This window comes from Paraburkholderia nemoris (assembly GCF_905221015.1).
Lineage (GTDB): Bacteria > Pseudomonadota > Gammaproteobacteria > Burkholderiales > Burkholderiaceae > Paraburkholderia > Paraburkholderia nemoris.
The window spans coordinates 145,298-171,566 of the sequence record NZ_CAJNBO010000006.1; the positions used below are offsets into that span (position 1 = coordinate 145,298).

Sequence of the window (26,269 nt, forward strand, 5' to 3'; positions counted from 1 at the left end):
GGCTACCGGTAGAACACGTAGTCCGCGAGATAGGGCGAGCTTCCGGTTTCGTGTTCCGTTGCACACGGTGCCGTCGGCGCCAGGCCGCCGACGGTATGCAAGCGCTGCACATACCGCACCGCTGACAGTGGGCCGCTACCGGCCGTGCTATGCGTTTCGAGCAATAGCTGGGGAATGCTCGCCCGTGTTTCGCTGGGCTGCTGTGCAAGCACATGGCCGACGATCCGGCTGCCATCTTCCGTTTCCCAGGACGGCCCTGCGCCATGCCGGACCGTAGCGTGGCCGCTCGCATCGTAGAGCGTCGCCAGTGGACTCTTGAACACCCATCCCAGCCGATGCTGCGCGTCGAATTCACACGAATAGTTCTGTACGCCGGACGCAGCGAGTGTCATCACGCGCTCAGCTTGAGGCGGATCGATGGACGCACTTGGGGGACTTGCTGGCGGCGTCGCACACGCGGCCAACAGGGATACGGCGATGCTTGCGAAGCTTGCCTGCGAAACTTTCCTGAGCATGGATATGACCTCGAATGACACGCGGTGCATGGCGGTTGCGGCCGTTGATGACGGCCGGTGAACCGGATAGACGGGATAGTATGCGCGATCTTATATGCGCCGGCACGGCGTCGGTGCGAGTTCAGAAGCTCATGCTGCGCCCGTCGTAGCCTGGTCCGCGACGCGGGAAATCCGGTTCCGGACGACGGCAATCGCCTGCTTGAGTGCATACACGTCCTGGAAGTAACGCTGCGGCATCCGGATCTGATTGGCATTGGCATCGATGTGTTCGATCTCGTCCTGCCATTGTGCAATCTGGTCCGGCGTTGGCTGGCTGGTTTTCCATATTTCGTCTTCGAGCGCCTTGATCTCGCGATACCAGACAACCAGGCGTTTTTTTATGCGTGCCTCCGCCATGCGCGGCAACGCCTGCAGCAGGCCGAGCAATAAAGCCATGAAGGGGAGCAGGATCAGCAGACGTCGTTCGATAAAGCTGGCCAGCCAGAATGGCAGGTAGCGCTGCAGGAAGGGGCGGCCCGTTTTGAAGTAACGCTCGCTCTCTTCGGAAACAGGGAAATCCGCGGTATTCAGATTGGGAAACACGCCAAGCGGCGTGAAGTAATCCTCTCCACCGTGAACGGTTTTAGCGGCGTCCAGCAACAGGTAGACCAGCGCAGGGTGCAGCGTGTCTTTGGCGACGAGCAAGGCGGTGGCGGCAAGCAGCGTGACGTCGGCTTGCGGCAGATCGTTGACGATGCTGGTCGCGGCGCGCGGAAAAATAACCTTGGATAGCGACGGGAATTTCTGTATCAGCGCATCGGCCTGCACAAAACTCATCAGCTTGAGATCGCTGTTCAGCAGTGTGGTCTGCATGGGCGCATCAGGCCTGCCGATAAAGAATGCTGCATCCAACTGACCGTTTTCGAGGGCTTGATAGGACTTGACCGCATCCATTTCGAGCAGCTTCGTATTGTCCCGTGTGATGCCGCTGTAGCCGAGCAATACTTGCGAGACGTTCAGCAAGCCGCTGCCAGGAACACCGATTGAAACTCTCTTGCCACGCAGTTGCGCCAGCCGGGTGATGGTGGAGTCACCACGGTAGAACACCCAGATCGGTTCATAGGAGACGGCGGCGATCGTCTGCAGATGGTCGGTTTCTTTCGGGCTGATGGTGCCGGACTGGATGAAGCCCACCTCGTATTCGCTGTTGGGGTCACTCAGCCGCTGATAGTTTTCACTCGACCCCGACGAACTGCGGATATCGAGCTTGATGCCATCGCGCTTCAGGATAGGCGCATAGCGATCTGCAAAGCCGCGATAGATTCCATTGTCTGCGCCGGTTGTGATGACGATGGTGTGCCGGAAGGCGGGCTCGAGTATGACCCAAAGCCCCCAGCCAAGCGCGGCGATCAGCACGATCACGCCGGCGATGAGAAGGCGCCGGCGGCCCGGTGTCATGGGGCGTTTTTCATTGCGATGAAGCGCTGGGTTGTGCCTGGGCATTGTTCGCCTCTCTCGCGCTGGTGGTGTCTGACAGCCAGCATGGATAATGCAGTGCCTAGCACGCCTTGTCCATATCCGCACTCGAGCTTGCGATCGCCGCGATGCGTGAAGGCTCAGTGCGTCGAGGACGCTTGCGCGCCGTCCGGCACAAATACATAACCATGACTGCGGACGGTCTGGATGAACCTTGGCGCGGAAGGGTCTGCTTCGAGAAGTCTGCGCAACCGCCACACCTGGACATCGACGCCGCGGCCGGTATGGTCGTCTTCCGGGCCGTGCAGCAATTCAAGCAGGCGCTCACGGGTGAGCGTACGCATGGGGTGATTGACGAAGATCTTAAGCAGCGCGAATTCTCCCGCCGATAGCGTGAGCCGGTTGCTCTCCGTCTTGAGCGTGCGCAACTGAAGGTCCAGCGTGAATGGGCCGAATCCGACGACTTCATGTTTTTCCCGCGTCGCCGCCGAGGCCGGCAGGGTTCGTCGTCGCAATACGGCACGCATGCGGGCAAGGAGTTCGCGCGGATTGAAGGGTTTGCCGATGCAGTCGTCCGCGCCCATTTCGAGCCCTACGATCCGGTCCATGTCGTCGGGTCCCGAGGCCAGAATCACGGGGACGGTGTTGCCCGCGGCGCGTAGCGTGCTCAGTGCTGCGAGGCCATTCACACCGTGCATGATCTGGTCGAGGACAATCAGATCGGGCGGGTTGCGTTCGATGTGTTCCCCGAGCGACTTCACCTCGTGCAATACGGAGACCGCCATGCCTTCTCGTCCGAGAAAGTCGGCCAGCGACCCAAGTAGTTCGACATCGTCGTCAACGACCAGGATTTGAGTTGTCATAGTAGGGAAATCGACGCATAGGCCGGCAATCAGGGGGCAATAACGTTGGCCGCCACGTCGCGACTGCTGGTTTGCCGCGCCAGCTTTCAGCGCCGTCAGGCTGCTCGTGACCCGCGAACGTTGTGCTTCAGCTTCTTTAACGGAGCAACCTGCGGGAATCCGTCGCTGAATGCGGACTTTTTTTAAAGTCGTGAAGCCATCGAGAGCGCGCAGCAAGCACCTTCCGAGGTCAGGTGGCGTAGCATGGCAAACTCCTCGCGCCTATCGTCCATGCCCGATGCATCCCGCTCGCCCATTACCGCCTTTGCTGTCGTTACGTGCCTTTGAAGCAGCCGCGAGGCGTCTGAGTTTCAGCCATGCCGCTCAGGAACTCTTCGTGACCCAAAGCGCCATCAGCCACCAGATCCAGAAGCTGGAAGCCGACCTGGGCGTCGCGTTGTTCGAACGACGCACGCGCGCCATCGAACTCACGCCGGAGGGAAGGGCGTACTACGAAAAGGTGCACGCGGCATTCGAACTCCTGCGGGCCGGCACCAGCGAGGTTCGCGCCCACGCCGACGAGCGCGTCACGTTGACGGTCGGGTTGTTGGCGTCATTTGCCACGCGCTGGCTGGCACCGCGCCTGCATGCGTTCTCGGCGGCTCATCCCGGTATCGACCTGCAACTGCGTCCGGAGATCGAGCTTGCCGACGTGTCCGGCGGCGAGGTCGACGTGGCGATCCGTTACGGCCGCGGCGGCTGGCCGGGCGTGCGTTCGCAGCAACTCATGCCGGAGCGTTTGTCACTGGTTTGCGTCCCGGGCCTCGTCGACGGAAAGAGCCGTCCGCGCAAGCCGCAGGACCTGCTGCGCTTTCCGCTGCTGGCGTCGTATTCGAAACATGCGTTCGAGTGGGAAGTCTGGGCGCATCGTTTCGGGCTGGACCTGACCCGGGCGCAGCGCGTGCAGCTGCATGACTACAATATCGTCGTGGAAGCGGCCCTCGCCGGGCAGGGCATCGCCATGGGCCGTCACCGGCTGATTGCCCAGCAACTGGCGAGCAAGGCCCTGGTCGAGGTACTGCCCGATACGGTGCTCGACGACCCTCGCATCGGTTGGTGGCTCGTCACACCCAAGGGGACGTTGGGCGATCCGGCGTCCGCATTCCGCGCGTGGATCACACAGGCCGCCGCGCAAGACTCGTTGGGCCGCACGTATTAGTTTCGCTCATGCATCGAGTGGAAAAACTGATTTGTCACGCGCTGGCCTAGCCAATAGGATCGGGAGTCCCTTACGATCGGACACGCGTGATATGACCTCTTCGATCGTCGCGCCGATTCTTGCGCGTGAGCCGCTGTATCCCTGACACAAACTCAAGCGTGAACCCACCGCGCGTTATTGGACCGACCATGCCTTCTCCTCTTTCGCCTGCTGCCGTGGACGCGTTGCGCGCCCTCACGCCCGGTGCTCAAAGCACCACGCATTTCAATCACGCGGGGGCCTCGCTGCCATCGTCCGCCACGCTGGAGGCGATGCGCGCTCACCTTTGGCTCGAAGCTACGACGGGGCCGATGGAAGCCGGGATAGCCGGGCGTGAGCAGTCTGAACGCGCTCGCTTGCTGGCTGCGCGACTGCTCAACGCCCGTCCGGAGGAGATCGCCCTGACAAGCGGCAACTCGGCAGGGTGGGGGCGCGCATTCGCCGCGCTAGGGCCGTGGCGATCCGGCGAACGGATCCTGGTTGGGCGTCACGAGTGGGGCGGGAATCTGGCTGCCATGCGTCTGTCGGCGCAGCGCGCGGGGGCGTCGATCGAAGTCATTCCGTCCGATTCCAGCGGCGCTGTGGATCCGCAGGCGCTGGAGGCCATGCTTGACGACCGTGTGCGCCTGATTGCGCTGACCTGGTTGCCGGCGAACGGCGGGCTGATCAATCCGGCTGCGGCGATCGGCCAGGTCGCACGCCGCCACGGCATCCCCTACTTCATTGACGCCGCCCAGGCGATCGGACAACTTCCCATCGACGTCGCCGAGGTGGGTTGCGATGTCCTCACCGGTCCGTGCCGCAAGGCGCTGCGTGGTCCGAGAGGCACGGGCCTGTTGTATGTGCGGGAGGATTTTCTGTCCCGCTTGACGCCGGCTTTCGTCGACATACGATCCGCGCCGCTGGGCGCTGACGGCGAACCTGTCCTGCGGGACGACGCGGTGCGTTTCGAGGCAGCGGAAGCTGCGCCGGCGCTGCATTGCGGCCTGGCTAATGCGTTGGAAGAGGCGTTGGAGATCGGCGTTGACAATATTCGCGCGCGGATCGACAGCGTGGCACGCGCGTTGCGCGGCCAACTCGCGGAGATTCCCGGTGTGACGGTGCTGGACCAGGGCCGCGAGCAATCCGGGCTGGTGGCGTTCAACATAGCAGGTCTGGAGGCTGTGTCGGTGCAGCGCAGTCTGGCGGATCAGGGTGTCACGATCGGCAGCAACGGTGTCCCGTACACGCCTCTTGATATGGAATCCAGAGGACTTAAGCAGATCGCGCGCGCGTCGGTCAGCTATCTGACTACCGAGGCGGAAATTGACAGGCTGCTGGATAGAATCCGCAAGTTGGCAATCCAGTGACCGTTTGCGCGTTTGGTTTGGTGAGTTCTGAAGCAATACCAATTCTCATTCGTGCGGTCGGGCGTGCCATGCACTATGCTGCGCTAACGGGTGCCGCACATGATCAGCGTGATGCCATGCACCAAACAGCATCACGCGAAGTGCGTTGCCTGAACGGCGTGGCGTAGCGAATAGAGGAGGCGGTATGCAAGGAGATGCCAAGGTACTCGAATACCTGAACGCGCAATTGAAGAATGAGCTGACCGCAATCAACCAGTACTTCCTGCACGCAAGAATGTATGGTCATTGGGGCCTGAAAGGTCTCGGCAAACACGAGTACGACGAATCAATCGGCGAGATGAAGCACGCCGATCTGCTGATCGAGCGCATCTTCGTGCTGGACGGCTTGCCGAATTTGCAGGACCTGCACAAATTGCTGATCGGCGAGGAAACGCAGGAAATTCTTGAGTGTGACCTCAAGCTCGAGCGGATGTCGCAGGCAACGTGCAAGGAAGCCATTGCCTACTGCGAGACGGTTAGCGATTACGTCTCACGCGCGATCCTTACCCATATTCTCGACGACACTGAAGAACATATCGACTGGCTCGAGACCAATCTGGAGTTGATCGACAAGGTAGGGATTCAGAACTATCAGCAATCGGCGATGGAGTCACCGGAGTAAGTCCGTCGAGACCCCGGGCGGCGCAGTGAAACGGCCATCAGCGATGTGCCGTCACGCACTACGGCCGCCCATCAACGCATCGAATTCTCCAGATACGTTCACCGTTCAGCCGGCTTTTTGTGCCGCGTTCCAGTCTGATTCGCGCGCGAGTTCGACGAACGCTTTCAGATAATCGATCGCCGCGTCTGTCTCGCGTACGCCGAGAAAAATCTGCTTGGCGATGCCTCGCTTGCCTAGTCTGACCGGACTGATGGCGACCTTGCCGGCGTACTCTTCCACTAGCCAGCGCGGCAGCGCGGCGACACCTCGTCCACTCGCCACCATCTGCAACATGATGTCGGTGGTTTCAATGACCTTGTGGCGCTTCGGCATGACGTTCGCCGGCATCAGAAACTGGTTATAGATATCCAGCCGATCGATTTCCACCGGATACGTAATGAGGACTTCATCCGCCAGTTCCTCAGGCGGAATAAAGGGCAACTGCGCAAGCCGGTGCCCGGGACCGACTACCAGCACCTGCTCATAATCGAACACCGGCTCGAAGCGTAGACCGGGTTTTCGCAACGGATCCGGCGTGACCAGAATATCAATGTCGTAACCGAACAGCGCACCAATGCCGCCAAACTGGAATTTCTGTTTGACGTCGACATCCACGTCCGGCCAGCGCGCGAGATACGGCGAGACCACCTTGAGCAGCCACTGATAGCAGGGGTGGCATTCCATACCGATACGAAGCGTGCCGCGCTGCCCCTGGGCGTATTGCTTCATCCGTTCTTCCGCGTGTTCCATTTGCGGCAGCACGCGGTTGGCCAGCGCAAGCAGATATTGACCTGCCTGGGTCAGACGCAGGTTTCGGCCCTCGCGATCCCACACGGCGGTGCCCAGCTGTTGTTCCATCTTCTTGACGGTGTGGCTCAGCGCCGATTGCGTCAGGCACAGCACGTTAGCCGCCGCGGTCAGGGAGCCTTGCCGGTCCACTTCCCGAATGATCGTCAGATGGGTTCGTTCAAGCATGGCGAGTCCATGAAGAAAACTAATTGATCAATGAAATAATGCCATTATATTTCATGAGCCATCCACCCTATGATTGAGCCGTTCATTTTCGGAGCAGCTCATCACCATGGTTACGACACACAATCTGGGTTTCCCCCGCATCGGCGCAAAGCGTGAGCTGAAGTTCGCCCAGGAGCAGTACTGGAAAGGCCAGTCGTCGCGCGACGAACTGAAAAGCCTGGGCGCGCAACTGCGTCAGCGCCACTGGGAAAATCAATCCGGCCTCGATCAGGTTCCGGTTGGCGATTTTTCGTTCTATGACCAGGTGCTCGACACGAGCTTCATGCTGGGCAATATCCCGGATCGGGTCCGGGGCTTCGATGGCGATGCGCTCGACAATTATTTTCGCGTTGCACGTGGCCGCTCCGCGCATGATTCCGCCTGCAGTTGCGGCGTGCAGGCCGGCGAGATGACCAAGTGGTTCGATACGAACTACCACTACATCGTGCCTGAATTCAGCGCGGCGACCGAGTTTTCGCTCGACGCGTCGCGCCTCCTCGATCAACTCGCCGAGGCTCGTGGGCTTGGCGTCAAAGCCAAGCCGGTCATCGTCGGACCGGTGACATATCTATGGCTCGGCAAGGCGAAGGACGATTCGGACAAGCTCGCGCTGTTGCCGCGCCTGTTGCCTGTGTACGCGGCACTGCTCGAGCAACTGGCGGCGCAAGGGCTGGAATGGGTGCAGATCGATGAGCCGGCACTGGTCACCGAACTCGAGCCGGCATGGCAACACGCTTTCGTCACGGCGTACGACGCGTTGAAGACCACCCGCGTGAAGCTGCTGCTGGCAACTTATTTCGGTGAGCTGCGCGACAACCTCGCGCTTGCTTGCGGATTGCCGGTTCAAGGTCTGCATGTCGATGCGGTCAACGGCCGTAGCGAGGTCGAGCAAGTCGTCGCACGCTTGCCCGCCGAGAAGATTCTGTCGCTTGGCGTAATCAATGGCCGCAACATCTGGAAGACCGACCTGAGCGCGGTGCTGGAATGGTTGACGCCGATTCATCGGACCTTGCAGGCTCGCCTGTGGATCGCGCCGTCGTGTTCGTTGCTGCATGTTCCGGTCGACCTGAACAGCGAACAGAAGCTCGATCACGAAATCCGTTCGTGGCTCGCGTTTGCCCTGCAGAAGCTCGATGAACTGAAGATCATCGCGAAGGCGCTGAACGACGGGAGCGAGCCGGTGCGAGCCGCGCTTGCGGAAAACCAGGCCGCCATCCAGAGCCGTCGCACGTCGCCGCGCGTGCACAACCCGGCGGTCAAAGACGCGATCGCGAAGATCGATGCCGCGCTGGGCCGTCGCGCCAGCGCCTATCCGCAACGTGCCGCCCGGCAGTCGGCGTTGTTGAACCTGCCGGCTTACCCGACCACCACCATCGGATCATTCCCGCAAACCGCCGAAATTCGCCAGGCGCGCAGCCAGTTCAAGAGCGGTGAACTGGACGAAGCCGGCTACAAGACGGTGATGCAGCACGAAATTGCGCGCAGCGTGCAGGAACAGGAAGCGCTGGGTCTCGACGTGCTCGTGCATGGCGAAGCCGAGCGCAACGACATGGTCGAATACTTCGGCGAACAACTCGACGGTTACGCGTTCAGCCAGTTCGGCTGGGTGCAGTCGTATGGCTCGCGTTGCGTGAAGCCGCCCATCCTGTTCGGCGACATCAGCCGTCCGAAGGCGATGACGGTCGAGTGGATCAGGTATGCGCAAGCGCAGACCGCCAAGCCGATGAAGGGCATGTTGACCGGCCCGGTCACGATCCTGAACTGGTCGTTCGTGCGTGACGACCAGCCGCGTTCGGTTTCCTGCTATCAGTTGGCGCTGGCGATCCGCGAGGAAGTGCTGGACCTGGAGAAGGCGGGTGTACGCGTGATCCAGATTGACGAAGCGGCGCTGCGTGAAGGCCTGCCGTTGCGCAAGTCGCAGTGGAACGACTATTTGCAATGGGCGGTGGAATCCTTCCGCATCACGGCAAATGGCGTGCAGGACGAGACGCAGATCCACACGCACATGTGCTACTCGGAGTTCAACGACATCATCGCTTCGATCGCCGATATGGACGCTGACGTCATCACGATCGAAACGTCGCGCTCGGACATGGAATTGCTGGACGCCTTCGACAACTTCAATTATCCGAACGAAATCGGGCCGGGCGTCTACGACATCCACTCGCCGAATATCCCCAGCCAGGAGCACATCGTGAATCTGATGCGCAAGGCGGCCGAGCGGATTCCGGCTGAGCGCTTGTGGGTGAACCCCGATTGCGGCCTGAAGACCCGTGCGTGGGAAGAAGTCATTCCTGCATTGAAGAACATGGTTGCGGCAGCTAAAACGCTGCGCGCGGGTATCTGATCAAATCGGCTGAGACGACGCTGCGTGAGGTCGTCGACCTCACGAATTCGCTTGCCGGGTCTGGCGGCAGAAGAACCGGCGCCGCGGTGTCGCGGACGCTCGCGCAGTCTCGGTCTCGGCGACTTCGCGCCACCACTTCTCGCCGCGGTGCGGCGAGGCCAGGTCCAGCCGCTCGCCCATGCGGGGCGTCGACAGCGGAATGCCGCGCGCGGCGGTGAGCCCGATCACGCGCTCGTACGGTTCCTGCCAGCGATGCATCGCCAGATCGAACGTGCCGTTGTGAACCGGCACCAGCCAGCGGCCACGCAGATCGACGTGGGCCTGGACGGTCTCGTCGGGCTGCATGTGGACGTACGGCCATTGAGCGTCGTAGGCTCCTGTTTCGAGCAGTGTCACGTCGAACGGACCCAGCCGCTCGCCGATGGCCTTGAATCCGTCGAAGTAGCCTGTGTCGCCGCTGAAGAACACGCGCAGCGCGTCATCGACGATGACCCACGAAGCCCACAAGGTGCTGTTGCCGTCGAACAGACTGCGGCCGGAGAAATGCTGCGCCGGAGTTGCCGTGAACGCCAGCCCGTCGATTTCGACGCCCTGCCACCAGTCGAACTGGCGAACCTTCGACGCCTCGATACCCCACTCGATCAGACGGTCGCCGACGCCCAGCGGCGTCAGGAATACGCCCGTCTTCGCAGCGAGTGCCAGCACGGTCTCGCGGTCCAGATGGTCATAGTGGTCGTGCGACAGAATCACGCCGCGCAACGGCGGCAAGTCTTCGAGCGCAATGGGCGGCGCGTGAAAGCGCTTTGGACCGAAGCGCCGGAACGGCGATGCCCGTTCGGCGAAGACCGGGTCGGTCAGCCAGAACTGCCCCCGCAGCTTGATCAGCATGGTGGAATGCCCGAGGCGATACAGGCTCCGGTCCGGCGCGGCCTGGAGTTGTTCAGGCGACAGCGCATCGACGGGCAGGGCACCCGCCGGCGTCGTGCCGGCCGGCTTGTTGAGCAAAATATTCCAGACGATGCTCAAGGTCTTGCCGAGTCCTTCGACAGGACGCGGTTTGACGTTACGAAAGCGCTCGCCGTCGTGCTGAGCCGACATATCGAACGATTCACGCCCGCGTTGCGCAGCCGTCAGCCCCAAGGCGCGGCGAATAGAACCGGTAAACGATGTCATGCGGGCAGCCTCGAAGCGGAAAGTAGACTGCTCAGTGTAGTTTATTTTCGAGAAAAGTAAACTGCCCGGTGTAAAATTTAATGATGAGCACCAGTGAACCCACCCTCCGCCTGACCGACCGCAAGCGCGCCGCCGTCATTGGGGCGGCAATCGAAGAATTTCTCGCGGCCGGCTTCGACGCGACCAGCATGGACCGTATCGCGGCACGCGCGGGCGTCTCGAAGCGGACGGTCTACAACCATTTTCCGAGCAAGGAAGCGCTGTTTGCGGCGATCCTGGGGCAGTTGTGGGAGTCGAGCGATACGGGGGAGGTGACGGCTTATTCGGCCGCGCATCCGTTGCGTGCGCAGTTGCTCCAGCTTCTGTTTAAAAAGCTGGCCCTTCTGAATAACGAGGCGTTTCTGTCGCTGGCGCGCGTTGCGATCGCGGCGGGCATTCATTCGCAGGAACGCGCGCGCGATATGGTGGCTCGCATGGGCGAGCGTGAAGAGGACCTGACGGTGTGGATTCGGGCGGCCGCTGCTGATGGTCGCCTCAAGACGTCGGACCCGATGTTCGCCTCACAGCAGTTGCAGGCTCTCGTGAAAGCGTTCGCGTTCTGGCCGCAGGTGACGATGGGCCAGCCACCCCTCAGCGGGGATGAACAAAGGCACGTCGCGGAATCTGCGGCCGATATGTTTCTCGCGCGCTATGCCTGACGCTCACGCGCCTGCGGACGCTTCCAGTTCCGCGAGACGCTTGCGCAGTTGACGATCCTCCTGGAAGCGGCTTGTTTCGTCGCGGATCACGGCGACGATGCCGGTGAGCTCGTTCTGCGGCGAATGCAGCAAAGCGACCGTAAAGGCAATCGACAATGACCGCCCATCCTTATGGACGGCAGGAACACGCAGCACGTCGTTGCCATAACGGGTTTCGCCCGTTGCCATGGTCTTGTGATAACCGTCCCAATGGCGGCCGCGCAGACGTTCCGGAATGATCAGGTCGAGCGACTTTCCCAGTGCCTCGTCCTGCGTAAAGCCGAACATGCGCTCAGCGCCGGGGTTCCATAATGTGATGCTGCCGGCGGCATCGGAAATGATGATCGCGTCGCCGATTACGTTGACGAGTTGCTCGAAGTCGATAGCGCTTGGCATGGTGCTCCCCGGAAGTAAAACCGCAAATCCTTGAATTGGATACGGCGCCCGCTGAGGGGCGCCGTATCCACAGGCGCGAGCCTACGCACAGGCTCGCAGTGTAAGTGACATCATTAAACCGCTTTGATTTCGTGCAGGTTGAAGATGTCCTGCCGGCTGTAGCCGAGGCCCGCCAGCACTTCATCCGTGTGTTCACCGAGCAGCGGCGAGGCGGTCACTTCCGGCTTCATGTCTGAGAACTTGATCGGACTACCGACCGTCAGATACGAGCCGCGTTTCTTGTGCGGCACTTCGACGATCGTGCCGCTTGCGCGCAAGGACGGATCGTTGGCCAGCTCCTTCATTGTCAGCACCGGCGCGCACGGAATGTCGAATTTGCGCAAGATGTCGACCGCTTCGAATTTGGTCTTGTCGGCAAGCCATGCTTCGATGGTGCCGAAGATCTCGAAGATATGCGGTTGACGTGCTTCAGCGGTTTTGTAGGCGGGATCGTCGATCCACTCCGGTTTGCCGAGCGCCTTGCAGATCGGCTCCCATGCATGACCCTGAATCGTGAAGTAGATGTACGCGTTCGGATCCGTTTCCCAGCCCTTGCATTTGAGCACCCAGCCCGGCTGACCACCGCCGCCCGCATTGCCGCCGCGCGGCACCACGTCGCTGAATTCGCCGTGCGGATACTGCGGATATTCCTCGAGATAGCCCACGCGCTCCAGGCGCTGCTGGTCGCGCAGCTTCACGCGGCACAGGTTCAGCACGCTGTCCTGCATCGACACGGCGACCTTCTGGCCTTTGCCGGTTTTGTCGCGTCCAATCAGTGCGGTCAGAATGCCGATCGCCAGATGCATGCCGGTGTTGCTGTCGCCGAGCGCCGCGGCGCTGATGGTCGGCGGGCCGTCCCAGAAGCCGGTGGTGGAGGCCGCGCCGCCCGCGCATTGCGCGACGTTTTCGTAGACCTTCAGGTCGTCGTAGTGATGGCCGTCGCTGAAGCCCTTCACCGAAGCGACGATCATCTTCGGATTGAGTTCGTTCAGGCGTTCCCATGAAAAGCCCATCCGGTCCAGCGCGCCCGGTCCAAAATTTTCGACCAGCACGTCGGATTCGCGAATCAGCTTTTCCAGTACTTCCTTGCCTTCCGGTTTTTTCGTGTCCAACGTGAGCGACTTCTTGTTGCTGTTGAGCATCGTGAAGTAGAGCGCGTCGGCGTCAGGGATGTCGCGCAACTGGTTGCGCGTCACGTCGCCCGAACCCGGTCTTTCAACCTTGATCACATCGGCGCCGAACCAGGCGAGCAACTGGGTGCACGCAGGACCGGCCTGAACGTGGGTGAAGTCGATGATCTTGATGCCTTCGAGTGGTTTGCTCACTTTGCTATCTCCGTGGTTACGCTGGATCACTTTTTCATTGCCGCGCTTTGCGGATTCAGATTGGTCAGGCGGCCGCTTTCGGTGCCCGCCGCTTCGTCGATGACGGCATTGATCAAGGCCGGTTTGCCTGACGCAATCGCTTCGAGCAGCGCCTTCGTCAGTTCTTCCGGGGTGGTCGCGTTGTAGCCGACGCCGCCAAATGCCTCGATCATCTTGTCGTAGCGCGCGCCCTTCACGAACACGGTCGGCGCGACATCCTTGCCGCCCGTCGGGTTCACGTCGGTGCCGCGATACACGCCGTTGTTGTTGAAGACGATCGTGCAAACCGGCAGGTCGTAGCGGCAGATGGTTTCGAGTTCCATGCCGCTGAAGCCGAACGCGCTGTCACCTTCGATCGCGACAACCGGTTTGCCGCTCGTCACCGCTGCGCCGATCGCGAAGCCCATGCCGATGCCCATGATTCCCCACGTGCCGGAATCGAAGCGTTTGCGCGGCTCGTACATGTCGATGATGCTGCGCGCGTAGTCGAGCGTGTTCGCGCCTTCGTTGACGACGTTGATATCTGGGCGCGTCTTCAGCACATCGCGGATCGCACGCAATGCGCTGTGGAAATTCATCGGCGACGGGTTCTTGTCGAGCGTGGCGGCCATCTTTGCGAGGTTCTTGCTCTTGCGCTCGGCGATCGCGCCGGTCCACTCAGCGCTCGGCTTCGCGAATCCCGCATCGAGGCCGGCACGCAATGCCGCCACGCACGAGCCGATATCGCCGATCACCGGCGCGGCGATCGCGACGTTGCTGTCGATCTCGGTCGGCGAAATATCGACCTGGACGAACTTCTTCGGCTCCGCGCCCCACGTCTTGCCCTTGCCATGCGAGAGCAGCCAGTTCAGACGCGCGCCGATCAGCACGACCACGTCGGCCTCCTGCAGCACGAACGAGCGTGCCGCCGACGCCGATTGCTCGTGCGTATCGGGCAACAGGCCCTTGGCCATCGACATCGGCAGATAGGGAATGCCGCTTTGCTCGACGAACGCGCGGATCTCCGCGTCAGCCTGCGCGTATGCCGCCCCCTTGCCGAGCAGGATCAGCGGACGCTTGGCGCTCTTCAGCACATCGATTGCACGCTTGACCGATTCCGGCGCCGGCAACTGACGCGGCGCGGCATCGACCACTTTGACCAGCGATTGCTGCGCCTTCACGGCGTCCAATGTTTGCGCGAGCAGCTTGGCCGGCAAGTCCAGATACACGCCGCCCGGACGCCCCGACACCGCTGCGCGAATCGCACGCGCCACGCCGATGCCGATGTCTTCCGCATGCAGCACGCGATACGCGGCCTTCGCATACGGCTTGGCTGCATTCAGTTGATCCATTTCTTCGTAATCGCCTTGCTGCAGATCGACGATTTCACGCTCGCTCGAACCGCTGATCAGGATCATCGGGAAGCAATTGGTGGTCGCGTTGGCAAGCGCGGTCAGGCCGTTCAGAAAGCCGGGCGCCGACACGGTCAGGCAGATACCCGGCTTTTGCGTCATGAAACCGCTAATCGCCGCTGCATTGCCCGCGTGCTGCTCGTGACGAAAACCGATGAAACGCATCCCTTCCGCTTGCGCGAGCCGCGCAAGGTCGGTGATCGGGATGCCGACAAGACCAAAGATGGTGCTGATGTCGTTCAGTTTCAGCGCGTCGATGACGAGATGAAACCCGTCGGTCGTCTCGGCCGCTTGTTGTGTCGAAGTCTCTTCTACTGATTGCCGGTCGGCTTCTGCCATGATGCTGCTCCTTGGTCGCGGGACGTTATGGGTTTGTCATGAGTGGCGAGCTCACGTTGTTGTTCATTCAGGTGAGCCGCCTGGCGACGGCTGCAGGCGCGCTTCAGCGATCACTACGCCAGCCGGCGCGCCTGAGTTTTCGATCCAGCGCTTTCTCATGGGGGCGAGGATGAATTTCGCGGATACGGCTGCCGCAATCGACACCACCGCCGCCGAGATGAACACCGTGCTCCAGCCGCCGTTGGCCGACAGCACCGAGGCGAGCGGCACCAGCATCGAGGCGGTGCCCTTCGCGGTATAAAGCGTGCCGGCATTGGCCGCGGCGTATTTGCTGCCGAACGTGTCCGCGCAGGTCGCCGGGAAGATCGAGAAGATTTCGCCCCAGCACAGGAACACGGCGGCGGCGAAGAACATGAAGGCGTACGGGTTGTGGCCGAACTGCATGAGCCCGAGCAGCGCGACGCCTTCGCCGAGAAAGATCATGAACATCGTGTTTTCGCGGCCGATGCGGTCCGACAGAAAACCGCACAACGGACGCGTAAAGCCGTTGCACAGATTGTCGATAGACAGCGTCATCGTGAGCAGCGGCAGCGTGATGCCCATCAGGTTCACCGGCAGCTTGGCAAAGCCGAATTCCTTCGCGATCGGCCCAAGCTGGGCGGTGGCAATAATGCCGCCGGCCGCGACGAACACGAACATCAGATACAGCACCCAGAAGAGCGGCGAACGGATCATCTCGCCAGGCGTGTAGTCGATCTTGCTGGCGACCACGCGTTTGGCCGCGACCGCGAATGCGGGAGGTTTCGGCCGTACCAGCATGGTGGCGAGCAGCAGAATGCAGACGCCCTGGAAAATGCCGAAGAACATGAACGTGTGCTCGTAACCCGAGCGCTGGATCATGTTGGCGATGGGAATCACAGTGACGGCCGCGCCGGCGCCGAAACCTGCCGCGGTCAGGCCGGCCGCGAGACCGCGTTTGTCCGGAAACCATTTGAGCGCCGTGCCGACGCAGGTGCCATACACGCACCCCGCGCCGATACCGGCGATCACGGCCGCGATGTAGAGCTCGACGAGGCTGCTTGCATGCGCGTCGATGATCCAGCCGAGCGCCGCGCACACCGAACCGCCGATCACAACCGGGCGTGGCCCGAACTTGTCGACGAGCCAGCCTTCGATAGGCACGAGCCAGGTTTCAGTGACGATGAAGACCGTGAAGGCGGTCTGAATGGCTGCCTGGCCCCAGTGGTGGGCGTTGTCCATCGGCACGACGAACAGCGTCCAGGCGTATTGAAGATTCGCGACCAGCCCCATGCATACGATGCCGATCGCTAGCTGCACCCAGCGGTTTTGCCGGAAAGGCGTACTGCCTGTCCCGGATACGTTGGTATGTCCCATGTCCTTCGTCTCCTGTATATTCCGTCGCGCTCGAGCGGCACGTTGGACCTACGTGATCGAATCGCTTCATCGCCGGTTTGTCTGTTGGCAATCAAGCGCCAGTGGTCGGCCAGAGGGAATTGCACTGACGAAAACCCTTGCCCGTCGATCTCACAACAACTGGGTTGAAGGCGTTTCGCGTGGAGCGCGTCTGAAGGATGCTGCGCGCGAACAGCGATAAGTAAAAGTTAAAACATTTTATGGTTAGCATTAGGCATACTGAATGGATCGATGTGTCGATTCTGACTACACGTCATGGGCAACGCGACCTTGCATGGAGCGAGCCGGCATGCGGTGCACTGCAAGAAGCGCCTGCTTCCGGCCGTGCTTGCGTTCGGGGAGTTTTCGATCAACGAGGGTTCGGCGGATTGCCGGGGTCAGCTTCTTCTACACGAAGCTGTCGCGCAGCTGACCGGAAAGCGCATTGAGGGTGACTGTCGAGGCATCCTGACTTCGTGGAGGTCGTCGTCAGGGGAACGGATATATAAACAAAATGTTATAGTGTTTCTAAATAACTTTAACTATTGTTTATCTATGCGCGCTCCTATTCTTCGTCATGCCAACCTGCCTGAAGGAGACGACCATGAACCCGTCCCAGTTCGACGCCCGCGACAACGCGCACGATGCTGAAGTAGAGGCGCAACTGTGCGCCTATAACAGTGCTTTCGAAGAACTCGGCCTGCGCTTCCGTTGGGATGCGCGCACGCTGGCGTTGCTAGCCACGATCGACGACGAGGAGGCGCAAATTGCCGCGTACATCGAAGCCCATCACCCGCACTTGCTGAAGGCGTATAGCGTCGAGTTTCTGAGCCGGGCCATTCTCGAGCGGAAAAAGGCGCGCTATCCGGCGCGCGTATCGATGCGCGTCGAAAGCGCGCCGCATCCGACCCGCGTGGTACATCAGCCGCAGATGAGCAGCTGGCGCGAGCGCGTGTCGTACGAGATGGAGCTGCCGGCGCTCGCGGGTGTCTAGACGCGGCGCGCGTGTGCCCATGTTGCGACCGCGGCACCTGTGACTTGCATGGTGCCACTCGCAGTGGAGAGATGCTGCCTAGGTAACCCGCGACAGCACAATTAGCACGGTCGTCACGGTAATCGCACCGCCGATCCGCGTCGCAATCTGGGCGAACGGCATCAGCGTCATGCGATTTGCCGCCGTCAGGATGGCGACGTCGCCCGTGCCACCCTGGCCACTGTGGCAGGCGGTTACGATGGCCGTGTCAATTGGATACATCTTCATCCAGTACCCCACCAGAGCACCGATCGTCATCAGGGTTGCGACGGTTGACACGATGGTGACGAGGGTCGGCAGGGTGAAGGATGCCATCAGCTTGTCCCATGGCGTCAGCGACACGCCAATGGCGAACAGCAAAGGGTAGGTAACGGCAGTGGAGAAAAACTTGTACACAACGTAAGCACCCTCCTGCAACTGCGGAGACACTGCCTGCGTCAGTTTCAGGACCACGGCGATGAAAAGCATCGCGACCGGCGCCGGCAGGCCGAACAGTCGCTGGCACAAGATGCCGACGACATAGAGCGTCAGCGCGGTGATACCCGCCGCGGCGATATGGGTCACATCCATATGTCCCGAGATTTCTTGCTGGGCAGGGTTCATCTCGTCTTGTTCACCAGGCTGCAGGCGCCCTTCGCCCGTGAAACGCGGGTATCGCTTGCCGGCGAAGTTCAACGTGCCAGCGAGAATGATCGCGGACAGGCTGCCGAGCATGACGGGAGGCAGAACGGTTGCAAACAGGACACCTGGGTCCTGATGCAGGATCCCGGCATATCCGACGGTCAGCGGAATGGCCCCTTCACCGACGCCACCCGCCATGATCGGTACGACGATAAAAAAGAACGTGTGATAGGCGCCGAGTCCCAGCGCGGTGCCGACGGCCGTGCCGACGGCGCCGGCCGCGATCGTTCCGATGCCGAGCGGCACAAAGATCTTGAGGAAGCCCTTGATCAGGACCTGACGGTCCATGCTCAAGATGCTGCCCACAATAATGGACGCAATGAACAGGTAAAGAAAATTGGTGGTCTTGGTGAACTCGATGGTGACCTTCACGATCTGCGGAGGCAGCAACTTGTAGTACACCAGCGCGGACGGGATAAAGGTCGCAAAGATGGCAGCGGCGCCGATGGCGCGAATGCCCGGAATGCGCTTGCCGATTTCGGCCAGCGTGAAACCGAAGAACGCAAACATCACGATCACGAGCGAGATTTCGTTCGGCAGCTTGTCGATATAGACAAGAATTGCGATGAGCGCGCCGGCAATCACATAGATCGGCAGCGGAATGATGCCGATGCGAATTTCCATCAGCCTCCACCATCCTTGGGGCCAGAAGGCCTGCTTCTTCGCCTGATCCGGCGGTAGAGGGGTGGAAGCCGCTGTCTTCATCGAAGTCTCCTGAACGGATATTCGGTTGCTTGCGCCGTTTTTTCAGTCCGCTATCGACTTGATGGAGCGCCAAAGACACTCGTCATGTATCCCGTGGCGGCTCGACGAGTTGTCCGAAGTTTGGCTGAAGTCTGCGTTTAATTAGTGTCGTGCGCAAAGAACTTTAAGCGTAGCATCGCGGGCGCGGCAGGGGTACCGTGCATACCCCTACCGGCCTGATTCCGGCATCCAGATGATGCGCCGCCTACGCCACATGCTTCAAAAAGTCTTTCAGGCGCTGCGTCGGCGGATTGTCGATCAGCATCGCCGGTTCGCCATCTTCCGCAATTCCGCCGTTGTCCATAAACAGCAGGCGTGTCCCCACCCGTTTGGCGAAGCCAATCTCGTGCGTCACGACGATCATCGTCATGCCTTCCATCGCGAGGTCCTGCATGACCTTGAGAACTTCGTGACGAAGCTCGGGATCGAGCGCGGACGTCGGTTCGTCGAACAGCATCAGCTTCGGTTTGATGGCCAACGCACGGGCGATGGCCACACGCTGCTGTTGTCCGCCGGACAACTCCGACGGATAGTGATTGGCCCGCGATTCGAGACCGACTTTGTCGAGCAGCGCCATCGCCTGATCACGCGCTTCGGCGCGCGTTGCGCCACGTACCTCGATGGGGCCGAACATGACGTTTTCGAGCGCCGTCATCTGCGGAAACAGGTTGAACTGCTGAAACACCATGCCGGCTTCGAGGCGAATGCTGCGGATGTCCGACGTATTGCCTTTGACGCTCAGGCCGTCGACAAGCAATTCGCCGCCGCTGATTTTTTCGAGCGCATTGATGCAACGGAGCAGGGTGGATTTGCCCGATCCCGAGGGCCCGACGATCACCACTACCTCGCCATTCTCGATACGAAGATCGATGTCCTTGAGCACGGGCACGTGGCCGAAGCTCTTCGAGACGCTTTGGAATTCGACCATGCTCATAGTATGCGCATCCTTCTTTCAACGAGACGCAACGACAGTGTCATCACACCGGTAAGGACCAGATAAATCACCGCGACGGCAGACCAGATTTCAACCGCACGAAAATTCCCGGCAATAATTTCCTGGCCCTGGCGCGTCAGTTCTCCCACCCCGATGACGATGAACAGCGACGTATCCTTCAGACTCACGATGCACTGATTGCCCAGTGGCGGAATCAGTCGCCGGAACGCCAGCGGCCCGACGATTTTCAGCAGCACGCGCGGCATCGACAATCCCATTGCGAGGCCGGCTTCCATCAAACCCTTCGGAATGGACAGCAATGCACCGCGCACGACCTCGGCAAGGTAGGCGCCCGAGTTCACCGTGATCGCGATGATGGCGGCAGTGAGCCCGTCGATCCTGATGTGCGCGAGCAGTGGCAGCGCGAAATAAAGGAACATCACCTGAACCACAATCGGCGTGCCGCGAATGAGTTCAATGTAGACCTGCGCAATGACGTTCAGTGCGAGGGGGCCGTACGCGCGGAACATGCCGGCTATGACGCCGACGACGAATCCGCCGACCAGTCCCACGAACGCAATGAACACCGTTAATTTCACGCCGGCCATCAAGTCTGGAAGCGCAGTCCAGATAACTGACCAATCGAATTCCACACACCGCTCCTGGTTGAGTCGTCTCTCGCGCAGCGGACCTCGCTGCGCGTCCTGCGGATGACGATTACGACTTGGGCGGCTCCGAACCGAACCACTTCTTGTACAGCATCGCGTAGCGGCCGTCGGCCTTCATCTTGACCAGCTCTTCGTTGACCTTCGTGACCAGTGGACTGCCCTTCGGGAAGCCGATGCCGTATTTGTCGCCGCTGACCGGCGTGCCGGCAACCTTCACCTTGTCTTTGCCGGCGGTGCTGACGAAATACAGCACGTTCGGCGTGTCGTGCATGGCGGCGTCCACGCGGCCTGCCTCCAGCGCGAGATAAGCCTGGTCGATATTCGGGAACTGGCGGATTTCCTTGGGCTTCAGATGCGCCTTGATCCAGTCGATGGTGGCCGTGCCGGTTTTGGCCGCGATGACTTTGCCGTTCAGGTCGTCGATGGACTTGATGCTGGTGTTCCCGGTTTGCACCATTGCGGCGAGCCCGCTGTCGTAGTACGGGTCGGAGAAGTCGATGGCCTTCTTGCGTTCTTCCTTGATCGTCATGCCTGAGAGCGCGACGTCGATGTTCTGCGTCTGCAGGGCCGGGATCAATCCGCTGAAATCCATCGGTTGAATCTTGTATTTCCAACCTTGATCTTTCGCGATTTCCGCCCACAGATCGAGGTCGAAGCCAACGTACCTGTCGCCCTGCTTGAATTCGAAGGGCATGAACGACGTGTCGGTTCCGACGATGAGTTCTTTGGTGTCGGCGTGAGCAAGGGTTGTGCCGAACATGGCGACAGCAACCATAGACATGAGGAAGGAGCGACGTCCCATAATTTCTCCGCGGTGGTAGGCAATGCCCCTGACAGAGTCAAGGGACGGCTGACGGACACCGGGCGGCGTCGCAACATGCGATGCACAACCCGCCTGTGTGGCAACATGTGTTGTCAAGGCGGATACTACGACAACAAAAAATTTGGCAACAGCTATTTGTGTTGATGGAAACCCTGAGTCAACAACATTTGTTGTTTATGGCTTGCCGTGTCGATCCGGGCGTTGTATCAAATCAGCCGTCAGGCAGAGTTCAGGCGCGCGAGGCGCGCCAGGCGCATTAGCGATCCACGCGTTGCTGCAGATGGGCCGGGTACCGGTCGCCGACCACCTTGACCTCATGCAGGGCCGCTTCGATGGCCGACAGATCGTCAGCCGACAGTTCGACTGCGGCCGCGCCGATGTTCTCTGTCAGTCGATGCAGCTTCGTCGTACCCGGAATCGGCACGATCCACGGCTTCTGCGCCAGCAACCAGGCGAGAGCGATCTGGGCGCGGGTAGCACCTTTGCCGTCCGCGATCCGGCCCAGCACTTCGACGAGGCCCGCATTGGCCTTGCGGTTCTCCTCCGAGAAGCGCGGCACGATACTGCGGAAATCGGTTTTGTCGAACGCGGTGTTCGCGTCGATGGCGCCGGTGAGGAAACCCTTGCCGAGTGGGCTGAACGGCACGAAGCCGATGCCCAGTTCCTCCAGCGTGGGGAGCACCGTTTCTTCCGGCTCGCGCCACCACATCGAGTACTCGCTTTGCAGTGCCGCCACGGGTTGTACGGCATGGGCACGACGAATCGAATTCGCTCCGGCTTCGGAGAGACCGAAGTGCTTCACCTTGCCCTGCTGGATCAATTCCTTGACAGCGCCGGCGACGTCTTCGATCGGCACGTTCGGGTCGACGCGATGCTGGTAGAAAAGATCGATGCGATCGGTATTCAGGCGCTTCAAGGACGCCTCGACGACCGCACAAATGCGCTCGGGCCGACTGTCCAGGCCTTGGCTCACGTCGCCGTCCTTGAAACCGAACTTGGTGGCGATGACGACCTGATCGCGAAACGGCGCTAGCGCCTCGCCGACGAGTTCCTCGTTAAAAAACGGCCCATAGGCTTCGGCGGTATCGAAAAACGTCACACCCTGTTCGAAAGCAGACCGGATCAGTTTGATGCCTTCGGACTTTTCGGTCGCGGGGCCATAGCCATAGCTCAAACCCATGCAACCCAGGCCAAGCGCCGATACGTCGAGACCGCTGTTTCCAAGCTTGCGATGTTGCATGTTCTTGCTCCTTTCGTGCGATGTCGGTTGACGCCAACGATCTTATGCTGTTGTGATTGACTCAACAATCTGGCTAGAATTGCACAGGGTATTGAGGAAAATTCATCTATGGCGCGCGCCGGTCTGTCCGAATTAACTGCATTCGTCGCCATCGCCGACCAGCGAAGCTTTCGCGCGGCGGCGCGTACGCTGGGGGTCTCGCCCTCGGCGCTGAGTCATTCAATGCGGGGTCTGGAGGCTCGGTTGGCGGTGCGGCTGCTTAACCGCACGACACGATCCGTTGCGCTCACCGAGGCGGGTGAGCAGCTCCTGCGGCGGGTGCGGCCCGCCATCGCGGATCTGGAAGAGGCGGTGAATCAGGTCGCGTCGGAACACGACCGGCCGTCGGGCTCGATCCGGATCAGTGCGTCGGAGGCGTCAGTGAGACCGCTGATCCGGCATGTTCTTCCTGACTTCCTCGCGGCATATCCCGACATTCACGTCGAGTTCGTCGTGGACACACGGCTTGTGGATATCGTGGCCGATGGCTTCGACGCCGGCATACGCGTCTATGACGACGTGCCGCGCGATATGATCGCCGTCCGCTTCGGGGGCGACATGCGTTTCGCCGCGGTGGCCTCGCCGGACTATCTTGCGCATCACGTACCGCCGAAAGCGCCGCACGACCTGATGCAGCACCGGTGCATCCGCTTCCGCTTTGATAGCGGCGTGCTTCCCCGGTGGGATCTCGAACATCGGGGTAAAAGCGCGAATATCGATGTTGCTGGGCCGATGACGCTCGGCAATCTCAATCTGGTGATCGAGGCCGCCCTCGCAGGTATCGGCATTGCCTGGGTTCCGGAATATCATGTGTCGGAGCATCTGGCGTCGGGGCGCCTCATCCATTTGCTGCCTGAATGGAGTCCGACTTTCCCCGGTTTGTGCCTCTATTACCCCGCGAACCGCCATCCGCCGATCGCACTGAGATTGTTCGCGCAAGCGGTGCGCGACTGGGTAAGCAAGCGGTAAATTACTCGCTAGCAGACTCGACGGGGACCTCGGCGTTTCGCGCGGGGCGGCGTACGGCTCGCACCTTGCCGCTGTTTCCGCCGCCGCAGAAGAACAGATCGCCGCCGTCGGCTTCCAGCCCCGACACGGTGAGGCCGGGCGGCATCTCCAGGCTTTCCAGCACTTCTCCGGTACCGGGATCGACTCGCCGCAACTCGCTCGCGTCGTCTTCCCACGTGCCGTGCCAGAGCTCTCCGTTGCTCCAGGTGACGCCGGTGACGAAGCGGTTGGACTCGATCGTGCGCAGAATCGCGCCGGTTTGGGGATCGAGCTGGTGGATCTTCCGGTCCTGATACCGCCCCACCCAGAGCGTGCCTTCGGCCCACGCGAGCCCCGAGTTGCCACCGCCGCCGGGTGCAGGAATCGTGGCGAGCACGCGGCCGGTATCCGGATCGATCTTCTGGATGCGATCGTCGGCGATCTGGAACAGGTGCTGGCCGTCGAAGGCCGTGCCAGCCTGTGCGGCGACGTCGAACGAGCGCAGCGTTTCCCCGCTTACCGGATCGAAGGCATTCAGCTTGTCTCCGGCGGCAATCCAGACACGCTGACCGTCATAGGTGACGCCTCCCACCTGGTTGACGCCCGGAAAGGGCCCATATTCCCGAACGATTTTGGCGGCTGATTTGTTCATGTTTTCATCCTAATCACTCGGTAGGGGGAGCGGGGAGTAACAAAGTCGTCGTGAATCCGGGCATGGGTGGCGTCATCCAGCGTCGCGCGCGTCCGCGGCCGAACGATTGCACTTTGCCGGCTGCCGCCAGCGAATCGAGTGCACGCTGCATGGTGCGCTGGCTGGCATCCAGCGCAATCGCGAGCGCCGAGCTCGACCACGACTCACCGTCGGCGAGGAAGGCGAGCACCATCGCATGGGGTTCTTCAACCGGCCGCGCTAGCACGACGACCTCGCGCGCGCCGTGCGGCACCAGCGCAAAACCGCGCTTCGTTGCGTTCACGCCGGCCAGCGGCCCAAGCAACGCGCGCAGCCGCCCCACTTCGACGCGCAGCCGTGCCCGATGCGACTCGTCGGCATGTTTCGTCCGGAATGCGCGCGCGATGAGTGTGTCCCTCGATACGTCTTCGGGCCACGCTTCGGCCAGCGCGCGTGCTAGCGCGAACAACACCGGACGTCTCGCGAGCGGGACCACGATGTTTGCTTCACGTACGACATAACGGCACGCGTCCACCACGAGTGCCTTCGATGCGAGTAACGCCTCAACTTCCTCGAGCACGAGCAGCCGTTCTTCGCCGTGTGCAATCAGACGAGCCGCGGGCGTGTCCAGCAGAAGGCGTGCGCTTTCGACTTCCGCCGACAGCGACGGGATACCTGCGTGACGTGCGGCCTGCTCGGCTTTCGCGAGCGCAGCGCGCGCTGTTTTCGTCTGCAGACGGCGCATCGCGATTCCCGCGACGACTAGCTCGTGGGCGGCGCGCAGCGCGGGCGGGAAGGGCGTGGGATCGAGGTGGGCGAGCAGGCGCTCGGCCTCGTCGAGGCGCCCGATCAGGAGGAGGCGCCGGACTTCGAGATACCGCGCATGCGCGGCGTTCAGCCGGTCGCCGTGGGCTTCGAGCGTTGCGCGCGCGGCGTCGAGCGCCTTCGCGGGCCAGCCCAGATCGCGCGAGGCGAGCGCGATTTCGGCCTCGGCTACGACGCACCGCGCACGGGCCACCGGCGCTTTCGGGCCGAAGGCGCGCGCTGCGCTTCGCACCAGCGCTTTTGCCCGAACGAGATCGCCGAGCTGCGCCATCGCAATGCCTCGCAGCGCGAGCGCGGCTGCATCGTCACGCAAGGCGACCCGGTTCAGCGCGCCGAGCGGGTCGCCCGCCGCGAGCGCACGCGCCGCAGCCGTTACTAGTGAGTCCATGGTCTATTCGAATCCCGCCACACTTGTCACTCCCACCGTTCGGGTGCCCTTGGCTAATCTAGCACGACCACCAACCAGTTCGTCGTATCGACAACTGAACGAACGACGAAGGACTCCCAAGGAGGGAAGCATGACCACGACACATCAAACCGGGACGCGTGACGAGTGGCTGGCAGCGCGGATCGAACTGCTCAAGGCGGAGAAGGCGCTCACGCGGCAGAGCGACGCGCTGGTGCAGCAACGGCAGGCACTGCCCTGGGTGCGAATCGACAAGGCGTACACATTCGAAACCGCTGCGGGACGCGCCTCGTTGGCGGACCTCTTCAAAGGACGCTCGCAGCTTCTCGTGTACCACTTCATGTTCGGGCCGGACTACAAGGCGGGCTGCCCGTCGTGCTCGTCGATTGCGGATGGGTTCGATGGCATCGCCGTTCATCTGGCGAATCACGACGTCACGCTGACGGCGGTGTCGCGGGCGCCGCTCGAGAAGCTGCAGACGTATCAGCGCCGGATGGGCTGGACGTTCCCCTGGGCGTCATCCGCTGGCAGCGACTTCAACTTCGACTTCAACATCGCGTTCACCGAGGCGCAGCAACGCGAAGGAAGCATCGAATACAACTACGAGCGCGGCGGCCACGCGATGGACGAGACACAGGTCGTCCCGGAGCCCGTCGCCCAGTTCGCGGCTACATGCGGAACCGACGCGGCGACGTACACGCGCGACAGGCCGGGCTTGAGTGCATTCGTACTCGAGGACGGTGTCGTCTATCACACGTATTCCACCTATGCGCGCGGCGTGGACGGCATCTGGGGCATGTATCAGTGGCTGGACCGTGCGCCCAAGGGGCGTAACGAGACGGGCGTCTGGTGGAAGCGTCACGACGAGTACGAGACGACGCGCTGAG

At 61.3% G+C, this 26,269-nt stretch carries 24 protein-coding genes; 8 read left to right on the top strand and 16 right to left on the bottom strand.

The window, feature by feature from the left end:
• Positions 1–2 precede the first annotated feature (2 nt).
• The 3 genes from KHO33_RS11365 to KHO33_RS11375 all read right to left on the bottom strand — a co-directional run bounded on the left by KHO33_RS11365 (position 3) and on the right by KHO33_RS11375 (position 2,833).
• Complete coding sequence (locus KHO33_RS11365; RefSeq protein ID WP_407946172.1) at positions 3–392, bottom strand: DUF3455 domain-containing protein; 390 nt, start codon at positions 390–392, stop codon at positions 3–5.
• 252 nt (positions 393–644) lie between these two features.
• Positions 645–1,952 (bottom strand): TAXI family TRAP transporter solute-binding subunit, encoded by a 1,308-nt coding sequence (locus tag KHO33_RS11370; RefSeq protein WP_054033615.1) that lies wholly within the window; start codon positions 1,950–1,952, stop codon positions 645–647.
• Between the two features lie 158 nt (positions 1,953–2,110).
• Complete coding sequence (locus tag KHO33_RS11375) at positions 2,111–2,833, bottom strand: response regulator (RefSeq protein ID WP_054033613.1); 723 nt, start codon at positions 2,831–2,833, stop codon at positions 2,111–2,113.
• Positions 2,834–3,110: 277 nt separating this feature from the next.
• Between KHO33_RS11375 and gcvA the strand changes: the two genes are divergently transcribed.
• The 3 genes from gcvA to bfr all read left to right on the top strand — a co-directional run bounded on the left by gcvA (position 3,111) and on the right by bfr (position 6,080).
• Positions 3,111–4,031: a transcriptional regulator GcvA gene (gene gcvA, locus KHO33_RS11380; RefSeq protein ID WP_054033611.1), complete on the top strand. Its 921-nt coding sequence runs from the start codon at positions 3,111–3,113 to the stop codon at positions 4,029–4,031.
• 188 nt (positions 4,032–4,219) lie between these two features.
• Positions 4,220–5,419 carry an aminotransferase class V-fold PLP-dependent enzyme gene (locus KHO33_RS11385; RefSeq protein ID WP_054033609.1) on the top strand — a complete coding sequence of 400 codons (1,200 nt, stop codon included), beginning with the start codon at positions 4,220–4,222 and terminating at the stop codon, positions 5,417–5,419.
• A 184-nt stretch (positions 5,420–5,603) separates the two neighbouring features.
• Complete coding sequence (gene bfr, locus KHO33_RS11390) at positions 5,604–6,080, top strand: bacterioferritin (protein ID WP_054033607.1); 477 nt, start codon at positions 5,604–5,606, stop codon at positions 6,078–6,080.
• Positions 6,081–6,185: 105 nt separating this feature from the next.
• Here bfr and KHO33_RS11395 read toward each other — a convergent pair whose 3' ends face one another.
• A complete protein-coding gene (locus KHO33_RS11395) occupies positions 6,186–7,094 on the bottom strand; it encodes a LysR family transcriptional regulator (protein WP_054033604.1) in 909 nt (302 codons plus the stop codon).
• Between the two features lie 106 nt (positions 7,095–7,200).
• Between KHO33_RS11395 and metE the strand changes: the two genes are divergently transcribed.
• A complete protein-coding gene (metE, locus tag KHO33_RS11400) occupies positions 7,201–9,480 on the top strand; it encodes a 5-methyltetrahydropteroyltriglutamate--homocysteine S-methyltransferase (protein WP_200565073.1) in 2,280 nt (759 codons plus the stop codon).
• A 39-nt stretch (positions 9,481–9,519) separates the two neighbouring features.
• Here the strand turns inward: metE and KHO33_RS11405 are convergent, their stop codons facing one another.
• Positions 9,520–10,653, bottom strand: coding sequence for an MBL fold metallo-hydrolase (locus KHO33_RS11405; RefSeq protein WP_200565072.1), 1,134 nt, complete (start codon positions 10,651–10,653; stop codon positions 9,520–9,522).
• 83 nt (positions 10,654–10,736) lie between these two features.
• Between KHO33_RS11405 and KHO33_RS11410 the strand changes: the two genes are divergently transcribed.
• Entirely contained in the window at positions 10,737–11,351 is a 615-nt protein-coding gene (locus tag KHO33_RS11410) for a TetR/AcrR family transcriptional regulator (RefSeq protein WP_128576037.1), read from the top strand.
• A gap of 3 nt (positions 11,352–11,354) precedes the next feature.
• Here KHO33_RS11410 and KHO33_RS11415 read toward each other — a convergent pair whose 3' ends face one another.
• From KHO33_RS11415 to oxlT, 4 genes are all read right to left on the bottom strand, one after another.
• Entirely contained in the window at positions 11,355–11,786 is a 432-nt protein-coding gene (locus KHO33_RS11415; RefSeq protein WP_054033600.1) for a PAS domain-containing protein, read from the bottom strand.
• Positions 11,787–11,899: 113 nt separating this feature from the next.
• A complete protein-coding gene (gene frc / locus KHO33_RS11420; protein WP_200565071.1) occupies positions 11,900–13,150 on the bottom strand; it encodes a formyl-CoA transferase in 1,251 nt (416 codons plus the stop codon).
• 26 nt (positions 13,151–13,176) lie between these two features.
• Entirely contained in the window at positions 13,177–14,919 is a 1,743-nt protein-coding gene (gene oxc / locus KHO33_RS11425) for an oxalyl-CoA decarboxylase (RefSeq protein WP_054033599.1), read from the bottom strand.
• 63 nt (positions 14,920–14,982) lie between these two features.
• On the bottom strand, positions 14,983–16,314 hold the full coding sequence (oxlT, locus tag KHO33_RS11430; protein WP_054033598.1) for an oxalate/formate MFS antiporter: 1,332 nt from the start codon (positions 16,312–16,314) through the stop codon (positions 14,983–14,985).
• Positions 16,315–16,936: 622 nt separating this feature from the next.
• Here oxlT and KHO33_RS11435 point away from each other — a divergent pair.
• Entirely contained in the window at positions 16,937–17,326 is a 390-nt protein-coding gene (locus KHO33_RS11435) for a hypothetical protein (RefSeq protein WP_054034225.1), read from the top strand.
• 78 nt (positions 17,327–17,404) lie between these two features.
• On the opposite strand, the gene KHO33_RS11440 is transcribed toward KHO33_RS11435, so the two are convergent.
• The 5 genes from KHO33_RS11440 to KHO33_RS11460 all read right to left on the bottom strand — a co-directional run bounded on the left by KHO33_RS11440 (position 17,405) and on the right by KHO33_RS11460 (position 22,455).
• A complete protein-coding gene (locus KHO33_RS11440; protein ID WP_200565070.1) occupies positions 17,405–18,751 on the bottom strand; it encodes a 2-hydroxycarboxylate transporter family protein in 1,347 nt (448 codons plus the stop codon).
• A gap of 244 nt (positions 18,752–18,995) precedes the next feature.
• Positions 18,996–19,724, bottom strand: coding sequence for a glutamine ABC transporter ATP-binding protein GlnQ (gene glnQ, locus KHO33_RS11445; protein ID WP_054033597.1), 729 nt, complete (start codon positions 19,722–19,724; stop codon positions 18,996–18,998).
• The gene (glnP, locus tag KHO33_RS11450) at positions 19,721–20,377 is read right to left on the bottom strand and encodes a glutamine ABC transporter permease GlnP (protein WP_200565069.1); all 657 of its coding nucleotides are present in this window, start codon (positions 20,375–20,377) and stop codon (positions 19,721–19,723) included. Before glnP ends, glnQ begins: the two co-directional genes overlap by 4 nt.
• A gap of 64 nt (positions 20,378–20,441) precedes the next feature.
• Entirely contained in the window at positions 20,442–21,194 is a 753-nt protein-coding gene (gene glnH / locus KHO33_RS11455; RefSeq protein ID WP_054033594.1) for a glutamine ABC transporter substrate-binding protein GlnH, read from the bottom strand.
• A gap of 277 nt (positions 21,195–21,471) precedes the next feature.
• On the bottom strand, positions 21,472–22,455 hold the full coding sequence (locus KHO33_RS11460) for an aldo/keto reductase (RefSeq protein ID WP_054033593.1): 984 nt from the start codon (positions 22,453–22,455) through the stop codon (positions 21,472–21,474).
• A 108-nt stretch (positions 22,456–22,563) separates the two neighbouring features.
• On the opposite strand from KHO33_RS11460, the gene KHO33_RS11465 reads away from it, so the two are divergent.
• Positions 22,564–23,463, top strand: a complete 900-nt coding sequence (locus KHO33_RS11465) for a LysR family transcriptional regulator (protein ID WP_093637104.1) — start codon at positions 22,564–22,566, stop codon at positions 23,461–23,463.
• A gap of 1 nt (position 23,464) precedes the next feature.
• Here KHO33_RS11465 and KHO33_RS11470 read toward each other — a convergent pair whose 3' ends face one another.
• Complete coding sequence (locus KHO33_RS11470) at positions 23,465–24,133, bottom strand: Vgb family protein (protein ID WP_054033590.1); 669 nt, start codon at positions 24,131–24,133, stop codon at positions 23,465–23,467.
• Between the two features lie 13 nt (positions 24,134–24,146).
• Positions 24,147–25,364 carry a hypothetical protein gene (locus KHO33_RS11475; RefSeq protein ID WP_054033589.1) on the bottom strand — a complete coding sequence of 406 codons (1,218 nt, stop codon included), beginning with the start codon at positions 25,362–25,364 and terminating at the stop codon, positions 24,147–24,149.
• A gap of 130 nt (positions 25,365–25,494) precedes the next feature.
• Here KHO33_RS11475 and KHO33_RS11480 point away from each other — a divergent pair, with 130 nt between their 5' ends.
• Positions 25,495–26,268 (top strand): DUF899 domain-containing protein, encoded by a 774-nt coding sequence (locus KHO33_RS11480; protein ID WP_054033587.1) that lies wholly within the window; start codon positions 25,495–25,497, stop codon positions 26,266–26,268.
• Position 26,269: the final 1 nt, after the last annotated feature.

Coding starts and splice junctions, on each gene's coding strand:
- KHO33_RS11440 (WP_200565070.1), bottom strand. CDS start 18,751: ATGAAGACAGCGGCTTCCACCCCTCTACCGCCGGATCAGGCGAAGAAG.
- glnH (WP_054033594.1), bottom strand. CDS start 21,194: ATGGGACGTCGCTCCTTCCTCATGTCTATGGTTGCTGTCGCCATGTTC.
- KHO33_RS11460 (WP_054033593.1), bottom strand. CDS start 22,455: ATGCAACATCGCAAGCTTGGAAACAGCGGTCTCGACGTATCGGCGCTT.
- KHO33_RS11415 (WP_054033600.1), bottom strand. CDS start 11,786: ATGCCAAGCGCTATCGACTTCGAGCAACTCGTCAACGTAATCGGCGAC.
- KHO33_RS11370 (WP_054033615.1), bottom strand. CDS start 1,952: ATGACACCGGGCCGCCGGCGCCTTCTCATCGCCGGCGTGATCGTGCTG.
- KHO33_RS11375 (WP_054033613.1), bottom strand. CDS start 2,833: ATGACAACTCAAATCCTGGTCGTTGACGACGATGTCGAACTACTTGGG.
- KHO33_RS11465 (WP_093637104.1), top strand. CDS start 22,564: ATGGCGCGCGCCGGTCTGTCCGAATTAACTGCATTCGTCGCCATCGCC.
- oxlT (WP_054033598.1), bottom strand. CDS start 16,314: ATGGGACATACCAACGTATCCGGGACAGGCAGTACGCCTTTCCGGCAA.
- KHO33_RS11435 (WP_054034225.1), top strand. CDS start 16,937: ATGAACCCGTCCCAGTTCGACGCCCGCGACAACGCGCACGATGCTGAA.
- KHO33_RS11385 (WP_054033609.1), top strand. CDS start 4,220: ATGCCTTCTCCTCTTTCGCCTGCTGCCGTGGACGCGTTGCGCGCCCTC.
- gcvA (WP_054033611.1), top strand. CDS start 3,111: ATGCATCCCGCTCGCCCATTACCGCCTTTGCTGTCGTTACGTGCCTTT.
- KHO33_RS11405 (WP_200565072.1), bottom strand. CDS start 10,653: ATGACATCGTTTACCGGTTCTATTCGCCGCGCCTTGGGGCTGACGGCT.
- metE (WP_200565073.1), top strand. CDS start 7,201: ATGGTTACGACACACAATCTGGGTTTCCCCCGCATCGGCGCAAAGCGT.
- bfr (WP_054033607.1), top strand. CDS start 5,604: ATGCAAGGAGATGCCAAGGTACTCGAATACCTGAACGCGCAATTGAAG.
- KHO33_RS11475 (WP_054033589.1), bottom strand. CDS start 25,364: ATGGACTCACTAGTAACGGCTGCGGCGCGTGCGCTCGCGGCGGGCGAC.
- KHO33_RS11470 (WP_054033590.1), bottom strand. CDS start 24,133: ATGAACAAATCAGCCGCCAAAATCGTTCGGGAATATGGGCCCTTTCCG.
- KHO33_RS11480 (WP_054033587.1), top strand. CDS start 25,495: ATGACCACGACACATCAAACCGGGACGCGTGACGAGTGGCTGGCAGCG.
- glnQ (WP_054033597.1), bottom strand. CDS start 19,724: ATGAGCATGGTCGAATTCCAAAGCGTCTCGAAGAGCTTCGGCCACGTG.
- KHO33_RS11365 (WP_407946172.1), bottom strand. CDS start 392: ATGACACTCGCTGCGTCCGGCGTACAGAACTATTCGTGTGAATTCGAC.
- oxc (WP_054033599.1), bottom strand. CDS start 14,919: ATGGCAGAAGCCGACCGGCAATCAGTAGAAGAGACTTCGACACAACAA.
- KHO33_RS11410 (WP_128576037.1), top strand. CDS start 10,737: ATGAGCACCAGTGAACCCACCCTCCGCCTGACCGACCGCAAGCGCGCC.
- KHO33_RS11395 (WP_054033604.1), bottom strand. CDS start 7,094: ATGCTTGAACGAACCCATCTGACGATCATTCGGGAAGTGGACCGGCAA.